Annotated in this window: 12 protein-coding genes; 5 read left to right on the forward strand and 7 right to left on the reverse strand. The window is 71.5% G+C overall.

The window, feature by feature from the left end; genetic code table 11:
• Window positions 1–142: 142 nt before the first annotated feature.
• Window positions 143–1,723, forward strand: coding sequence for a transporter (locus ABZW18_RS15245; protein WP_356187266.1), 1,581 nt, complete (start codon window positions 143–145; stop codon window positions 1,721–1,723).
• 119 nt (window positions 1,724–1,842) lie between these two features.
• Here ABZW18_RS15245 and ABZW18_RS15250 read toward each other — a convergent pair whose 3' ends face one another.
• The 3 genes from ABZW18_RS15250 to ABZW18_RS15260 all read right to left on the reverse strand — a co-directional run bounded on the left by ABZW18_RS15250 (window position 1,843) and on the right by ABZW18_RS15260 (window position 6,767).
• Entirely contained in the window at window positions 1,843–4,053 is a 2,211-nt protein-coding gene (locus ABZW18_RS15250) for an AarF/UbiB family protein (RefSeq protein WP_356187269.1), read from the reverse strand.
• A gap of 418 nt (window positions 4,054–4,471) precedes the next feature.
• Window positions 4,472–5,335: an alpha/beta hydrolase gene (locus ABZW18_RS15255; protein ID WP_356187442.1), complete on the reverse strand. Its 864-nt coding sequence runs from the start codon at window positions 5,333–5,335 to the stop codon at window positions 4,472–4,474.
• A gap of 739 nt (window positions 5,336–6,074) precedes the next feature.
• Window positions 6,075–6,767 (reverse strand): metal-dependent transcriptional regulator, encoded by a 693-nt coding sequence (locus tag ABZW18_RS15260; RefSeq protein WP_356187272.1) that lies wholly within the window; start codon window positions 6,765–6,767, stop codon window positions 6,075–6,077.
• 198 nt (window positions 6,768–6,965) lie between these two features.
• On the opposite strand from ABZW18_RS15260, the gene ABZW18_RS15265 reads away from it, so the two are divergent.
• On the forward strand, window positions 6,966–7,721 hold the full coding sequence (locus ABZW18_RS15265) for an SIS domain-containing protein (protein ID WP_356187275.1): 756 nt from the start codon (window positions 6,966–6,968) through the stop codon (window positions 7,719–7,721).
• Window positions 7,722–8,016: 295 nt separating this feature from the next.
• On the opposite strand, the gene ABZW18_RS15270 is transcribed toward ABZW18_RS15265, so the two are convergent.
• From ABZW18_RS15270 to ABZW18_RS15280, 3 genes are all read right to left on the reverse strand, one after another.
• Window positions 8,017–9,561, reverse strand: coding sequence for a PAS domain-containing protein (locus ABZW18_RS15270; protein ID WP_356187277.1), 1,545 nt, complete (start codon window positions 9,559–9,561; stop codon window positions 8,017–8,019).
• Between the two features lie 490 nt (window positions 9,562–10,051).
• Window positions 10,052–10,894 (reverse strand): helix-turn-helix transcriptional regulator, encoded by an 843-nt coding sequence (locus tag ABZW18_RS15275; RefSeq protein WP_356187280.1) that lies wholly within the window; start codon window positions 10,892–10,894, stop codon window positions 10,052–10,054.
• A 16-nt stretch (window positions 10,895–10,910) separates the two neighbouring features.
• Entirely contained in the window at window positions 10,911–11,663 is a 753-nt protein-coding gene (locus ABZW18_RS15280; protein WP_356187282.1) for a DUF6879 family protein, read from the reverse strand.
• Window positions 11,664–11,838: 175 nt separating this feature from the next.
• Here ABZW18_RS15280 and ABZW18_RS15285 point away from each other — a divergent pair, with 175 nt between their 5' ends.
• On the forward strand, window positions 11,839–12,072 hold the full coding sequence (locus tag ABZW18_RS15285) for a hypothetical protein (protein WP_356187285.1): 234 nt from the start codon (window positions 11,839–11,841) through the stop codon (window positions 12,070–12,072).
• A 20-nt stretch (window positions 12,073–12,092) separates the two neighbouring features.
• Entirely contained in the window at window positions 12,093–12,290 is a 198-nt protein-coding gene (locus ABZW18_RS15290; protein ID WP_356187287.1) for a hypothetical protein, read from the forward strand.
• A gap of 863 nt (window positions 12,291–13,153) precedes the next feature.
• Here ABZW18_RS15290 and pdxH read toward each other — a convergent pair.
• The gene (gene pdxH / locus ABZW18_RS15295) at window positions 13,154–13,780 is read right to left on the reverse strand and encodes a pyridoxamine 5'-phosphate oxidase (protein ID WP_356187444.1); all 627 of its coding nucleotides are present in this window, start codon (window positions 13,778–13,780) and stop codon (window positions 13,154–13,156) included.
• 644 nt (window positions 13,781–14,424) lie between these two features.
• Here pdxH and ABZW18_RS15300 point away from each other — a divergent pair.
• Complete coding sequence (locus ABZW18_RS15300) at window positions 14,425–15,525, forward strand: citrate synthase 2 (RefSeq protein WP_356187290.1); 1,101 nt, start codon at window positions 14,425–14,427, stop codon at window positions 15,523–15,525.
• Window positions 15,526–15,628 lie beyond the last annotated feature (103 nt).

A 15,628-nucleotide genomic window follows, 5' to 3' on the forward strand; every position in this document is an offset into this window, starting at 1 on the left:
GTGTCCAATTCCTATCTCCGGCCGCGGCCCATTTTTGGCAGTGGTGGGGCGGGGCCACCCTTTCACCACCACCCCCGCCCCCGAAACCCCCCCCCCCCCGCCCCCCGCCGCCGCCCCGGCCGGGGCGACGGCGCTCACCTCCGTGTTCGTACGGCTGAAGCTGTCGCTGCTGCGGAACGGTCTGCGCCAGTCGTCCGGCCGTACGGCCGCGTACGTCGCCTCGATCGTGATGACACTGCTGTTCGCCGCGCTGCAGCTGTTCGGGCTGATCATGCTGCGGGGCAACGAGCACGCCGCGGCGCTCGTGGCCGTGCTGATGTCGGTACTCGCCCTGGGCTGGGCGGTGATGCCGCTGTTCTTCGCCGCCGGGGACGAGACCCTGGACCCGACCCGGCTGGTGATGCTGCCGCTGCGGCCGGGTCCGCTCGTCGTCGCGCTGTTGGTGTCCTCGATCGTGGGCATCGGGCCGCTGTTCACGCTCACGCTGGCGGTGGGCTCGGTGATCGCGGTCGCGCAGGGTTCCGCGGCCGTCGCGGTCGCGTTCGTCTCCGTCCCGATGACACTGCTGACCTGTGTCGCGCTGGCGCGGGCGGTCGCGACGGCCAACGTCCGGCTGCTGACCAGCCGCAAGGGCCGCGATCTCGCGCTGCTGAGCGGTCTGTTGATCGCCGTCGGGATCCAGGTCGTGAACTACGGGATGCAGCGGCTGGGGGCAGCGGGCGGACTGTCGGCGCTCGAGCCGGCCGCGGACGTGCTGCGCTTCCTGCCGCCGGCGTCGGCGATGGACGCCGTACGGGCCGCGGGCGACGGCGCGTACGGGACCGCGGCCGCCGAACTCGTCCTGACCGCCGGGGCACTGGCGCTGCTGCTGTGGTGGTGGCAGCGCGGGCTGACGAAGCTGATGACGAGCCCGGACGCGTCGACGACCCAGGCTGCCATGGAGCCGGAGCGCAAGGCGGGCGGCGGGCGGTCCTCGGGGCTGGCCGCCCTGTTGCCGAAGGGCCGTAACGGCACGGCCATGCAGCGCACCCTGCGCTACGTCTGGCGGCACCCGAAGACGAAGGCCGCGTGGGTGACCTCGCTGGCGATCGGAATGATCGTGCCGCTGATCAACGCGATGCAGGGCACCGGCAGCATCTACCTCGCCTGCTTCGCCGCCGGAATGCTCGGCACGCAGATGTACAACCAGTTCGGGCAGGATTCGTCCGCCTTCTGGATGGTGGCCATGACCATCTCGTCCCGCGGCGACGCCGCCGCGGAACTGCGGGGACGCGCCCAGGCCCTGGTGGCCGTCACCCTCCCGTACACGGCTCTCGTCACGGTCGCCACGGCTGTCCTGCTGAAGCGGTGGGACGCGGTCCCGGAGACGCTGGGGCTGTCCTTCGCGCTGCTGGGCGCGATGCTGGCGACGGGCGCCGTGGCGTCGGTGCTGTTCCCGTACGGCATCCCGCAGGACAGCGGCTTCAAGAACGTCGCGCCGGGGCAGGCGGGGCTGGCCTGGATCAGCATCCTGGGCGGCATGGTGGCGGGCGCGCTGCTGTGCGCTCCCGTGCTGGCGCTGACGATCTGGATGCATGTGACGGGCGCGCACGCGTGGCTGTGGCTGGTGCTGCCGCTGGGGGCGGCGTACGGTCTCGCGATCACGGAGCTGGCGCTGCGACTGTCGGCACCGCGGCTCGTATCCCGGCTGCCGGAGATCCTGACGGCGGTCAGCAAGGGGTGACACCGGGCCCGTTGGGCTGGGACGACAGGCTCCCAGCCCAACGGTGCCCGTGCGCCGCAACATTCGCCCGCCGCACCCGCCCCCGCAGCGCGGGCTGCACCGAGCCGCGTCCAACACGCCTACGGGGCACGGCGCATGGCGGCGTAGAGCACCCGCAGCGTGAGGACCGCGCTCACCGCCAGCAGGTTGTAGCCCAGCAGCGGGAAGAGCTCCAGGTGCGGGGTGACGTGGGGGCCGCGTCCGGTGCCGAGGACCAGCATCAGTACGGCCATCAGGCCCGTGCCCGCCGCCAGCAGTGTCACCAGGAACTGGTGGACCAGGCCCGAGACGAAGCGGCGGTCGCGGTCGTCGGCCAGCAGGCGCACGCGCGCGGAGAGGCGGCCCTGTTCCAGGGAGGCGGTGATGCGCTCGGCCCGGCGGGGCATGCGGCGCAGCATCGGGAGTATCGGCAGCAGTTCCTGCGCGACCGTACGGGCGAGAGCGGCGCCGTCCATGGTCTCGGTGCCCGTGCCGGCGCCCGTGCCCGTGCCGGCGCCCGCCTCGGTGGGGGTGGCGGAGACGTCGTCGTACGAGCTGCTGGTCCACGTCGCGTACGTGCGTCCCGCGCGGGCCGCGAGGCGGCCCGCCGGTCCGACCGAGAGGCGCTCGGTCACCAGGTTCGTCGCCACCCTGCGGGCCTCCCCCACCAGGTCGAAGCCCGGCGAGAGCCGGCTGAGCGTGCCCTCGAGGGTGGTCAGGGCTCGGAACACCGCGGCGACCTCCGGCGGGACGGCCAGACCGAACCGGGCGAGCAGCCGGAAGAGCGCGGTGAACATCTCCGCGTCCGCACGGCTCGACGGACCCAGGTGGCGGGCCATGAAGCGGCCCAGTTCGCGCTCCAGGAGCAGGGCATCGAGGGCGGGGCCGTCGTCGTTGCCGTCGGGGCGCGGGCCCAGCAGTTCGAGCAGAGCGTCGCACATGCCCGCGGGGTCGCCGCGGTCGACGGCCAGCAGGAGGTACTGGATGGCGTCCCGTACGGTCGCGTCGATCCGGCCCACCGAGCCGAAGTCCAGCAGCCCGATACGGGCGTTCGCGACACCGCCGCCCGCGAGCAGCAGCATGTTGCCGGGGTGCGGGTCGGCGTGGAAGACACCGTCGCGCATGATCTGGCGGAGCATGGCGCCCAGCACCGTACGGGCGAGGGCGTCCCGGTCCAGGCCGCGGGCGTCGGCGTCGGCCCCGGCGCGGTCCAGGGTCACGCCGTCCAGCCACTCCTGGACCATCACCCGGGCCGAGGACAGCTCGTGGTGCACGGCCGGTACACGGACCGGGGAGTCCGGCGCGCGGCCTTCGCAGGCCGCCGCGACCGCGTCCGCGTTACGCGCCTCGATCCGGAAGTCCAGCTCCTCGCGGACCGCGACGGCGAAGCCGTCCGCCAAGTCCCGCAGGCCCAGGTCCTGTACGGAGCGGGCCCGGACGTGCAGCCCCTGTGCCATGGCGAGAACGATGTCGAGGTCGCGCTCGACGGACTCGCGGATCCCGGGCCGCTGGACCTTGACGACCACCGTGCTGCCGTCGCGCAGGGTGGCCCGGTGCACCTGGGCGATGGAGGCGGCGGCGAGCGGCTCGTGGTCGAACGCGTCGAAGACATCGGTGACCGGTGCGCCCAGCTCCTCGCGGAGCACCGTCTCGACGTCGTGCCAGGGCGCCGCCGGTACGTCGCTCTGCAGCCGGCTGAGTTCCTCGACGATGTGCGGAGGCAGCAGGTCACGGCGCGTGGAGAGCACTTGGCCGAGCTTGATGAACGTACCGCCGCACTCCTCCAGCGCGAGCCGGAGCGACCGGGCGGCCTCGCGGCCCGCCTCGTCGGCGAGCGCGGCGCGGTCGACGCTGGCGCGGCCGCGGACGTAACGCCCCAGGCCGTGGCGCATGAAGATGCGGCTGATCTGGGAGTAGCGGCGGGCGCGGGTGAGGCGGCGGCGTACGGCCCGCCCCCACTGCACGGGGCGTGGCCAGCTGCCGGACGGGACCGCGATCTCGATGACGACCAGGACCGCCATGGCGGCGAGGAGCGAGAAGGTGAGCGAGACGGTGGAGAGCGCGGCGCGGCTGTCGGTGTCCTCGAGGGAGCGGTTGAACAGCTGGAACGCGGTCATGCCCACGGCGCAGGCGATGAGGGTGCGCAGTGCTCCGATGCGGATGCCGAGCAGGCGGCGGGATCCGAGTGAGATCCCGGTGAAGAAGATGCCGACGGTGACGACGACGATCAGCGCGGTCAGGGCCGCCCGGGCGGCATCGTCGAAGGCGCCGGCGGCGGTGACGGCCAGCGGCAGCGACAGCGGCGGCGGCATCGGCGACATCGTGGGGTTCCCTCCCGGCTGGTAGCGGGTTGCGGTCGGTGGGGGGCGACCGGGCGGGTCGGCGCGCAGGTGCGGAGTCGGGGCGGGTACGGCCCGCGGCCTGCGGGTGGTACGGCGATTCGGCCGCCTCGCGGTCGGCCCGCTCCACGCGTCACCGGAATGAACCGGAGCCTAGGGCATAGGTGACGGTGCGGGCGCACGGTGCCCCGGCCAGGGCCTGGTGGGCGGCCCTTGCGGCCCTTCGGGGGCGGTGGAGAGTGGCGGCGGCCGGAAACGGCCGACGCGGGTGACCGTCCCGGCGCCGGGCAGCGGGGCACAGCAGCCCGGCAGCCCGGCAGCCCGGAGCGCAGCGGCCCCGGGCAGGCGGGGAGGCGGCAGCCCCGGGCCGCGAAGGGCCGCCGCCGCGGGTTCAGGCCGGCAGGGTCGCCAGCAGGAAGGGCTCGACCGCCGTGCGCCAGCCCTCGGGGTGGTCGTAGTGGGCGAGGTGGCCGGCGTCGGGGACCTCGGCGTATTCGCCGCAGGGCAGGACACGGACCATCTCCTGGGCCTCCGCACGGCCGAGTTCGCCGTCGATGCCCCGCACGACGAGGGCCGGGCACTGGACCAGGGCCAGTTCCTCCCAGTGCGCGTCGTGCACCCAGGTCTCACGGGAGGTGAGCATCTGGCGGCGGGAGAAGACCGGGCGCCAGCCGTCGCCACGCTCCGCCATCACCTCGGAGTAGAACTCCCCGCGAGAGGGGCGCGGGCGCTCCAGCCACGGGTCGTCCTCGCCGAACCACTTGCGGACGTCCGCGAGCGTCGCGAACGGCAGCGGCCAGGTCTTGAACCACTGCTCCCACTCCCGCTGCGACTGCGCGCCCAGCGCGGAGGCACGCATGTCGCAGATGACCAGTGCTTGCACGAGGTCGGGACGGCGGGCCGCGAACTGCCAGGCGGTCAGGGCACCCATGGAGTGGCCGATGAGCGTGACGGGGGCGAGGTCGAGCTGCTCGACCGCGGCCTCGGCATCGGCGACATACGCCTCCCGGGTGTACGGGCCGTCCGCGGGCTTCTCGCTGCGACCGTGGCCGCGCTGATCGAGCGCGACGGCCCGGTGCCGGGCGGAGAGCCAGCGGGCGGTGCCGGCCCAGTGGGATGCCCGCCCCATCAGGCCGTGCAGTAACAGAACTCCGGGTGCCTTCGCGTCCTCCCGGCCGCCCTTGGGCGGGTCGGCGAACTCCCAGGCGGCGAGCCGAACACCGTCGGCTCCGTTCACGTCGATGCGCCGCACCATGTGTCCTGGCACCCCCATTCCTTCCGGCCGCTCCGCGTCGTCAGCTGCGTCATCAGCTGCAGGGTCCTTGGTACGTGGTGGCCCGCAGACACACTATCGAACCCCCGTTCGAATAAGTGGTTCTGGCGCGCAAGACCCCTCGTTCGAGTGACTCCGTTCAAGGATTGACGACCGACACCGAGGGGAGACAGCTACCGGGAGGCGGGCCCTACGGGGAAGAGGGTCCGCAGGGGCGGGGAATGACCCTGAGAGCTCGGGGCTCCGGGTCGCCAGGGCCTCCGGCAACGGAGGCCCTGAGGGGGGACATGGGGAGGCAGGGCCCCGGATGCTCAGCGCACCGGGGCCCCTGCCGACACCGTTGCCCGGGCGGTTGCCCAGGGCAGCCCCGCCCACGCTCCACGGGCTCATGACAGCCCCCTCCCCGAGTCGGCGGACCGCCCCTTCGGGCGGACCGTGAAAACTCATGGGCCATATGCCTCAGCGACAGCGTCGCACGCGCGGCGCCGGAGCGCTGCCCCCCAGCCGCCATTGTCCGGGAATCCGGGGGAGCCCGGCCGTATGGGTGCGCCAGGGCGCACGCCGGACGCCAACTCATCCTCCGCGAGCGGTCGTTGAGGCCTGAGTGAGATGCGGACAGCAGGGTCCGGCGTCAGGATGATTCGGGAAATATCGAGAAGACCGAGAACGGAAAACGGGAGAGACGGAGAGTCAGGGACAGGGGGACGAGCGACGCGTGGCGTCAGCGCTTGGCGACGAATACGTGCGAGGCGATGTCCGCCCGCAGCTCAGCGGCCTCGCCACTGCTGCCCACCAGGACCCCGCCCGCCGACTCCGTCACGCTCACCACGGCACCGGGCTGCACCCCGGCCCTGCGCAGCGTGTACATCAGCTGCGCGTCCGTCTGGATCGGCTCGCCGATACGCCGCACCACCGCGGTCTTGCCCTCGGAGCCCGAGTCGAGGTCCATCAGGCTCACCATCCCGTCGTCGAGGAACGGGTCGGCCTCGGCCTTCTCCCCCAGCTCCTCCAGACCCGGGATCGGATTCCCGTACGGCGACTCGGTCGGATGCCGCAGCAGCTCCAGCACGCGGCGCTCCACCGCCTCGCTCATCACGTGCTCCCAGCGACACGCCTCGGCGTGCACCTGCTCCCACTCCAGACCGATCACGTCGACGAGCAGGCACTCGGCGAGCCGGTGCTTGCGCATCACGCGGGTCGCCAGCCGGCGCCCCTCCTCGGTGAGCTCCAGATGCCGGTCCCCGGCGACGGTCACCAGACCGTCCCGCTCCATACGGGCGACCGTCTGGCTGACCGTCGGCCCGCTCTGATCAAGCCGCTCCGCGATCCTGGCGCGCATGGGGACCACACCTTCCTCTTCCAGCTCGAGGATGGTGCGGAGATACATCTCCGTGGTGTCGATCAGTCCGGACATGCGTGCCCCTCGATGAGTCGTGCGGTGGCCCCGAACTCAATTCTGACGCATCGCGCCGACAACTGGGCCCCGTCGGGCCATGCGGTATTGACAGGACGCCGGTCGAGACCCCAACGTGATCCGCGCCACCCTGGTACGTACCTGTGAAATCCCCTCGGAAATCCCCCTCGGAATCCCTACGGAAGGGCCTCAGCGGCGATGAGCGAGAGCAAGCTGGCCGGGCAGTTCTTCGACGCCGCGATCGAGCTGCTGCGGCGAGCCCGCGACGAGGAGGCCGAGAACATCGCGACGGCGGGATCGATGATCGCCGACACCGTGGCGGAAGGGGGCCGGCTCTTCGCCTTCGGCGCGGGGCACTCCTCGCTCCCCGCGCAGGACGTCGTCTATCGCGCGGGCGGGCTCGCTCTGATGAACCTGCTCGCCGTGCCCGGCGTGATCGGTGTCGACGTCGTGCCCGCCACGCTCGGCAGCGCGCTGGAGCGTGTCGACGGCCTCGCCGGAGCCGTCCTCGGCACCGGCCCTGCCCGGCACGGCGACCTGCTGGTGATCATCTCGCTGTCGGGCCGGAACCCGCTGCCGGTGGAGATGGCCATGGGCGCCCGGGCCAAGGGTCTGAAGGTGATCGGCGTGACCTCGCAGGCGTACGCGGGCGACACGCGCTCCCGGCATGTCTCCGGCACGTACCTCAGGGATCACTGCGACCTCGTCCTGGACAGCAAGATCGCGGTCGGTGACGCGGAGCTGACCGCCGAGGGCATCGAGGCGCCCTTCGCGCCCGCCTCGACGGTGGTGACCAGCGCCTTGATGCAGGCCGTCATGGCGACGGCCGCGGGCGAGCTGGTGGAGCGCGGGATCACGCCGCCGCTCCTGCGCTCGGGCAACGTGGACGGGGGCCACGAGTGGAACAGCCGGGTGATGACCGAGTACGCGGACCGGATCTTCTTCCGTCACTGAGGCGCGTCCGGGGCCGCCTCCCAAGCCACCTCCGGCGCGCCTCCGTGTCCCGGAGTCGCTCCGCGGGGCGGTAGCGGGGCGGCAACAGACCCTCCCGCGTGTTCGCGAGCGCGCCGGACAGACCGGTGCGTGAGCGAGTCGGCTCCAGGTCCGCCGAGCGGCTCCGGGCCATGCCTCCCGGACATCGGAGGGCCCGGCCGATGGCTGCGGTGGCCACGCCCTGCCTCCGCCCGCGCGCGCAGCCGCGAGGCGGCAGCGCGTGGCGCGGAACTCGGCGCGAACCGTCAGTACACCGTCAGTACAGCTGCCGGGCCAGATCCAGGGCAGCGGCCGCGCGGTCTGCCACGTCCTCCGCGTACTCCGCGTCCGCCCGCTCGAAGGCGCGGCGGCCGGACGAGCGGAGGAAGGTCGCCACGCCCAGCGTCCGGCCCCTGCTGCGCAGCACCACGCACAGCGCGTGCACCGAGTCCTCCGGCCACTGGCGGTCCCGTGCCCACTGCCCGGCCTGCTCGCCGGCCGCCGTGCCCGAGCCGTCCGCGGTGCGGCCGCCCGTTCGAGCGCTCGCCGTACGGCTGCCCTCGCTGGTCCGGACCGGGCCGTTGCGTTCGACGGCTTGGAGTGCCGGGTGGCCCTTGATGTAGCGCACGGGGATGCCGCCCGTCGCGATCGGGGAACACGGGCCGCCCGAGCCCGCGGGCGTGGCCGCGGCCCGTACGAGCCGGACGGGCTCCCCGTCCGCCACCAGGTCCAGCAGTGCGTGGTCCGCGAAGCCCACCAGCGCGAAGTCCATGAAGACGGTCGCCGCCTCCGTGGGGTCCTCGCACTCGGCGGCGGCACGTCCCGCGCGGTGCAGTTGGTTGGCGCGGAAGCGCAGCACCGAGCTCTCCTGTTCGAGCAGCTTGGCGTCCGTGACGTCCTCGAAGAACCAGCCGACTCCGAGCGGGACCGGCTCCTCGGCGAGCGGCGACCCGAGCCGCAGGAAACGGCTGCGCCAGCAGCGCCGCTCCTGCTGCTTGCCGTCCCCGCCCTCCTTGCCCTGAGCGCCGCGCACGGTCACCCACAGATCGGAGGGCGCGGGCGGCGCGCCCTCGGCCAGTACGTGCTGGAACGCGCTTTCCAGTTCCTCCACACCATGCGACAGCAGGTCGCCCAGGGGGCGTCCGAGCACCGCCGTACGCCCCTCGTGCAGGGCACGCGCCGCGTGCGCGTTGGCGACTGCCGGGCGCAGATCGACGTCGACGAGCACCACGCCCCACTCCGCGCCCTCGAACAGCGCCTCGCTCAGCGCGATGGACCGCTCCAGATCGATCTGGGCGTGCACCTCGCTGAACGCGCAGTAGACACCGGCGGCGCGCCCGTCGGTGGCGCGGACAACGGCCGACTGGGTGCGCAGCAGCACCCGCCCGCCTTCCTTGGTGACCAGCGCGAACTCATGGACCTGGCGGCCCGGGGTCGTCATCGCGCTCAGCAGCCGGCCCTCCACGTCCGCGGCGTCCGCGGTACGGATCGCCCAGCCCGCGAAGCCGCGCCGGCCGACTGCCTCGTCGGCCGTCCAGCCGAGGATGCGCTCGGCCTCGCGGTTCCAGTGGGTGATGACGCCATCGGCGTCGAACGCGCACAGGGCCGCGTCCATGCCGTCCAGCAGCGCCGTGAGCAGGTCGGAGTCCTCGTGGTCGGACTCCGGGGGCTCCGGCTCGGGCGGCGGGGCGGACTCGTCTGCGGCACCGTCCCCGGGGCCCGCGCCCGCGCCCGAACCGGGATCCGGCCCCGCGGGGCCTCCGGGGCCCGTCGAGCCCGAGTCCGCCGGTCGGGCGGGGCCGGAAGGCCGGGAAGCAGTCACCTGGCACCTCCTGCTGAACGTGGCTGCATGGGCTGCACGTCAGATCATTCAACTGGAACGTGACACAACCCACAGCGTGTTCCCGAAAATCGGCTCTACTTCAAGCTTCCCGCACGATCACGACTGGGCACAGGGCATATCGCGGGCACATCACACCGCCTTCCCATAAATCGCTTCGACAGTGAGATGGCTCCGGAGGGCGCTCTCGACCGCCTCGCGGGTGTTGTCGTCCTCGTCCGGAAGGAGGTGCGGACAAAAGAGGTGCGGACATCTGCATCGCCACGGCCACGGTGTCGCCGAAGCGCGGGGCAACGGTTTTCGGGCCCGCCCCATGCATGATCAACAGGCTGGCGTCAGCGTGCCGCAGACCGTGGATGCGAAGGTCGTGGGGATCGGTCGGGTACCGGCTCCTAAGGGCAGCAAGGGCGTCCAGGACGGTCTGCGAGACCGTGACCGTCCGTACGACCGCTCCTGGGAGCCCCAGAAACGTTCACAGAGCCCGGCGTGCCATGTTGATTACGCGTTGGGCGTCGGCGCCGAAGACCGCGGATTGGCGCAAGGTGTTCCAGGTGCGCAGGTAGGTTGCGATGCTGTCATCGTCGTTGATCCACAATTCTGCGTGCCAATCCTCGACGACCACGAGCCGCTCGTCATAGATCCAGAACCCGTTGGCCGGCATGATCTTCAAGGATGCGGCGAACGGCACGATCCCCAGCTCGACCGTGTCCAAACCGACGACGCTCGCGAGCCGGTCGAGCTGTGCGGCAAGTACGGAGGGCGGGCAGATGAGCGTACGCAGGGCCCCCTCCCACATCATGATCTGGTGCCGCTTGCCGGAGTCGTACAGCCCCTCTTGGCGCCGGATCCGGGCGCGCACCGCCTCCTCGGTGTCCCGAGGCGACTGCATGAGTTCGGCGTGCCGAGTGAAGACCGCTCGTGCGTAGTCTGCCGTCTGGAGCATGCCCGCCACGAGGCAGTTCTCCCAGATGCGCAGTGTGGTGGTACGGCCGTGCTCGGCGGTGATCGCATCCTGTACGGCCCTGTGACCCGAGGCCAGTTGTCGGCGCCACGACCGAATGTGGGATTCAAGTCCCTTGAGCCGGGAGTTCAGTTCCTCGGCGGCGTCCGGTTGGTCAGTCGCTTCTGCCCAGGCTCGCAGATCTTCTGCTGTCGCGGTCTGGCGTCCGTTCTCCAGCTTGTAGATCTTGGAGTGCGACCAGCCCAGCCGTTCCGCCAGTTGTGTGCCGGTGAGCCGACCGCAAGGACCCGAAACGCGCAGTTCCCGGAGTCTCGCGCCGAGGGCGGCCCGTGCCTTCTGAAAGTCTGTACTCACCGGTCACACGCTACTGCTACGCGTTCTCGGTCAGGTCCGCAGCGAACGCCTCGTACGGAACCGCGTAGTGCCAGCCCGCGTCACGCGTCTGGGCATAGCGGTTGACCTCTACCGGCTCGGTGATCAGTTCAACGTCGACCAGGTTGTCGGCGTCATCGAAGTTCAGCAGAGCGACCAGGCGCGAGTCGAAGATCCAGAAGTCCTCTTCGGGGAGGCGTAGACGGTCGGCATCTTCGCGCCACAGGTTGCGGATGTCCTCTCCCACGGCGCAGTTCCGCTTGGCGTTGTCGAGCAAGTAGAGCTGGCCCGGAGTCGGCGGGTTGTCCACGATCCGAACGCGCTCGAAGCGCTTGCGCGACGCCGTCTGCGCCTTCACGTTGCTGCACCACGCGTCGTGGTAGTCCCACTGCACGGGCTGACCGGCGATGAACTGTGCGTAGGTGTCAGTGACTTCGTCTGACGCGTACCGGCGGCGGGTCTCCAGCCGCCACGCGGTGTGCTCGAATGTCTCGAAGAGCCGCGAGAAGGTGTCCAGATCGATGATTCGTGGCACGCGGGTGACCTCCTTGGGGCCGAAGTCGACCAGCAGTTCGCGCGGCACAACGATCGGCACCTCACCTTCGTTGAGATGCCGAAGTTCGGCGATGTCCTCGGGGTCGGTGAGCGGCATTCCGTGGACGATGATCTCTCCGCTGTCCAGGTCTTCGTGCACGGCGGGACAGCCACCGCCGCCCGAGCCCGTGCCGTTGAAGCGCAGTCGCCGCGCCATGGTCACGTCCTTTCGTTGGAGCTCAGATCCACACCAAGCATTCATGGGCCAAAGCCCTCGCGGAACAAGGTGCCTGACACTGCGTGAGACCACCCGAGAACATTCAGTCAGCATACGAGAACAGTCGAGAACATCGCGTGGTGTTCTCCAACTCCTTTTCCCTAGCGTCTTATCCATGGCGAGCAAACAGGGCAGGGGAGAGCAACTGGTCGTCGGCACGCTGGTCGCCGACTCCGGCACCGGACGCGTCGGCGTCCTCATGGGACGGGTCGGGCCGCGCATGCAGCTCCGCCCGCCGCACGGTGGCCTGGAATGGGAGGCCGAGCCGGACAACGTGGAACCGGCCACCACGCTGGACGAACTGCGGGTGAAGGTGACCGAGATCAACCTGCGGCGGGTGCGGGGGTGACCCGGTCAGTGTTCCGATTCGTGGATCACACGATCGCCGCGCACCCGGATACGGAGGTGACCCTCGAAGCACAGTGCCTCTCGTGCGAGGAGGAGTCCGGCGGTGAGACCGACGCCGCTGCGGTCGACATGTGGTGCCTGAAGCACTCCGGACGCACCGGGCACCTGGGCTTCAGACGGGTCATGACCTCGTTCGCCGTGGTCGTGCGAGCAGAATGAGCCCCTGCCCTCCCTGTGACTGCGGCGGCGCAGCGCAGCGGGGGCAGGTCCAAGGCCCCCACCTCGGCCAAGCGGTCGGCGCAAGCCGGCCGGGCCGAGGTGGGCCGGCAGCCCCGGCCGTCCGCCCTCCCCCGTGGCGGGACGGCCGGGGCCTGGTACCGGCTCACGCAGCGAAAATCGTCGCGCATCGAAAATTGGGTTGTGGGTGCCGGGGAGGGGTGCCTAGCGTGTGCTGTACACGAGAAGGGAGGTGGTTCGGCAGATGAAGTCAAACCGGACGCGTGAGGTGACTGCGGGCTAGCAGTCCGTCGTCGCGCTCTGCGCACAGCCGGACCTGGCGCCACGTGGGACGCCATGGAGGGAGAGATCCCGCCAGCCGGCCTATTCCCAAGCAGTCACCCGACCCGCGAGCTGCCGGTACGTCCGACCGGCCCTCTGGCGCCCCTGGGCGCCGGAGGAGAGAGCTCGCGGGTCGCCTGCGTTTCCGCCCGCGGTGACTGCTTCGTTCCCGCCGTGGCCCCGCCTCGTTTCCGCCCGCCGTGGCTACTTCGTTCCCGCCCGCCGAGCCGGCGCTCGCTCCGCGCCGGTCACTATCCGCCGACCGCAGCCCGCAGCCTGTCGACCCGATCCTCCGCAGTCGTACCGACCCCGCCGGTCCGCTGAGCGACACAGGCCGGGGACGCTCGCCCCGGAGCACGTACCCGGTGCGTCCCCCTTCGGGAGCTCGCGCCGCGGCGCGCAGCGGGGACACACGCGCCCAGCGTTCCGGGCCCGAATACCGCGCAGGAAGCGGCGGAGTCCGGGACGGACGAACCGAGGCCCGTCCCGGTACGGAGCCGGAGGCGGTGGGGATCCGCGACCGGCTACGGGCAGAGGCGCTCCACCTGCCAGCCGGCCTCCGCACGCACATAGCGGAGGCGGTCGTGAAGCCGGTTCTCGCGGCCCTGCCAGAACTCGACCGACTCCGGGCGGACGCGGTAGCCGCCCCACTCCGGCGGGACCGGGACCTGTTCGCCCGGCGGGTAGCGGTCGGCCAGCTCCTCGTACGTGCGGTCCAGTTCCGCCCGGGAGGCGACCCTCGAGGACTGCTCGCTGGCCCAGGCGCCCAGCTGGGACCCGTGCGGCCGGGTACGGAAGTACGCCGCCGTCTCGTCCCGTCCGGTCCGTTCCGCCACGCCGCTGACGATCACCTGGCGGGCGATCGGGTGCCACGGGAAGAGCAGCGAGATCTGCGGATTGGCCGTGAGCTCGCGACCTTTGCGCGAGCGGTAGTTCGTGTAGAAGACGAAGCCGCGCTCGTCGAAGTGCTTCAGCAGCACCGTGCGGGAACTGGGGCAGGACGTGGCCGGGTCGGCCGTGGAGACCACCATGGCGTTCGGTTCGAAGATCCCGCTCGCCGCGGTCTGCTCGAACCAGCGGCTGAACTGGTCCATCGGGTCCGCGGCCAGGTCGGCTTCCGCCAAGCCCTCCGCCCGGTAGTGCTCGCGCATGGCAGCCGGGTCGAGAGCCCGCGCGGTGGGTTGTTCCGGGTCAACGTGTGGCACGCGCAATATCTTGCAGCATGGCCCTCACCGCCCGTCGCCCGGCCGACAACGGGGCCGGAAACATGCCGGCGCGAGGCGCTGCCTGGCCGCTGTCGAGAGGGAGGACCGGGGCGCGGGGGCCGGGCCGACGCCGGGCCCGCCGGGCCGGAATTCGGCCCGAGCCGAGGCGGCTGCCGTTCGAGGGCGGACCCACGCGCGGCGTGCAGTCTGCCCCCACCGCAACCCTCGTAATCCTCGCGGCCGGGAACGGGGCAGTGTGCCCCATCTCACGCTTCCCGGCAGGTGCCGAACCCGCCAAAATCAAGGGCTGGACCACTGTGGTCTCCGGACACAGCGAGATATCGTGTCCGGCCTGTACTGACCCGTAACGACCGGCGACCTGCCCCCACACACGGCTCGGACCATCGCGCGGCCCGCCCTTTCCGGGCTGCTTTCTGCCGCGGCCGGGTGACCCGCACCCGCACGGGGCATCACCGGGGTGACTGGTTCGGACCGCAGGCCGCATCCGGCGGCCGCGTAACCGGCTCGGCACCGACCCTGACAGCTTGGTCGCAGAGCCGCATGTCGACCACCTCATGAGGAGCCGCCTGATGTCCGACTTCGTACCCGGACTCGAAGGAGTCATCGCGTTCGAAACGGAGATCGCCGAACCCGACAAGGAAGGCGGCGCGCTCCGCTACCGAGGCGTCGACATAGAGGACCTCGTCGGCCACGTGTCCTTCGGGAACGTCTGGGGCCTGCTGGTCGACGGCGCGTTCAATCCCGGCCTGCCCCCCGCCGAGCCGTTCCCGATCCCCGTCCACTCCGGCGACATCAGGGTGGACGTGCAGTCCGCGCTGGCGATGCTCGCCCCGGTCTGGGGTCTGAAACCGCTGCTCGACATCGACGAGGCACAGGCCCGGGACGACCTCGCCCGGGCCGCTGTCATGGCCCTCTCCTACGTCGCCCAGTCCGCGCGCGGGCAGGGTCTGCCGATGGTCCCGCAGAAGGAGATCGACAAGGCAGACAGCGTCGTCGAGCGCTTCATGAAGCGCTGGCGCGGCGAGCCCGACCCCAAGCACGTCAAGGCCGTCGACGCCTACTGGACCTCCGCCGCCGAGCACGGCATGAACGCCTCCACGTTCACGGCGCGGGTCATCGCCTCGACCGGGGCCGATGTCGCGGCGGCCCTCTCCGGTGCGGTCGGAGCCATGTCCGGCCCGCTGCACGGCGGCGCGCCGTCGCGCGTCCTCGGCATGATCGAGGAGATCGAGCGGACCGGCGACGCGACCTCGTACGTCAAGCACGCCCTGGACAAGGGCGAGCGCCTGATGGGCTTCGGCCACCGTGTCTACCGCGCCGAGGACCCGCGGGCGCGCGTGCTGCGCCGGACGGCCAAGGAGCTCGCCGCACCGCGCTTCGAGATCGCGGAGGCGCTGGAGCGGGCGGCGCTGGACGAGCTGCACAGCCGGCGGCCCGACCGGGTGCTCGCCACCAACGTGGAGTTCTGGGCAGCGATCGTGCTGGACTTCGCCGAGGTCCCGGCGCACATGTTCACCTCGATGTTCACCTGCGCCCGCACCGCCGGATGGAGCGCGCACATCCTGGAGCAGAAGCGCACCGGGCGGCTCGTACGGCCCTCGGCCCGGTACGTGGGGCCCGCGGCCCGCGACCCGCGCGAGGTCGTGGGTTACGGGGGCATCGCTCACTGAGCTCACTGAGCGGAGCCATGCGTATGGAGAGCGCCGGGCGGTGGAAACCGTCCGGCGCTCGCGTTCACGGCTGCCGGGCTCGGCGGCGGCCGGGGCTCGACGG

Source organism: Streptomyces sp. NPDC004647 (genome assembly GCF_040609575.1).
GTDB lineage: Bacteria > Actinomycetota > Actinomycetes > Streptomycetales > Streptomycetaceae > Streptomyces.

Coding starts and splice junctions, on each gene's coding strand:
- ABZW18_RS15260 (WP_356187272.1), bottom strand. CDS start 6,767: ATGTCCGGACTGATCGACACCACGGAGATGTATCTCCGCACCATCCTC.
- ABZW18_RS15280 (WP_356187282.1), bottom strand. CDS start 11,663: ATGGCGCGGCGACTGCGCTTCAACGGCACGGGCTCGGGCGGCGGTGGC.
- ABZW18_RS15265 (WP_356187275.1), top strand. CDS start 6,966: ATGAGCGAGAGCAAGCTGGCCGGGCAGTTCTTCGACGCCGCGATCGAG.
- ABZW18_RS15250 (WP_356187269.1), bottom strand. CDS start 4,053: ATGCCGCCGCCGCTGTCGCTGCCGCTGGCCGTCACCGCCGCCGGCGCC.
- pdxH (WP_356187444.1), bottom strand. CDS start 13,780: ATGCGCGAGCACTACCGGGCGGAGGGCTTGGCGGAAGCCGACCTGGCC.
- ABZW18_RS15255 (WP_356187442.1), bottom strand. CDS start 5,335: ATGGTGCGGCGCATCGACGTGAACGGAGCCGACGGTGTTCGGCTCGCC.
- ABZW18_RS15285 (WP_356187285.1), top strand. CDS start 11,839: ATGGCGAGCAAACAGGGCAGGGGAGAGCAACTGGTCGTCGGCACGCTG.
- ABZW18_RS15300 (WP_356187290.1), top strand. CDS start 14,425: ATGTCCGACTTCGTACCCGGACTCGAAGGAGTCATCGCGTTCGAAACG.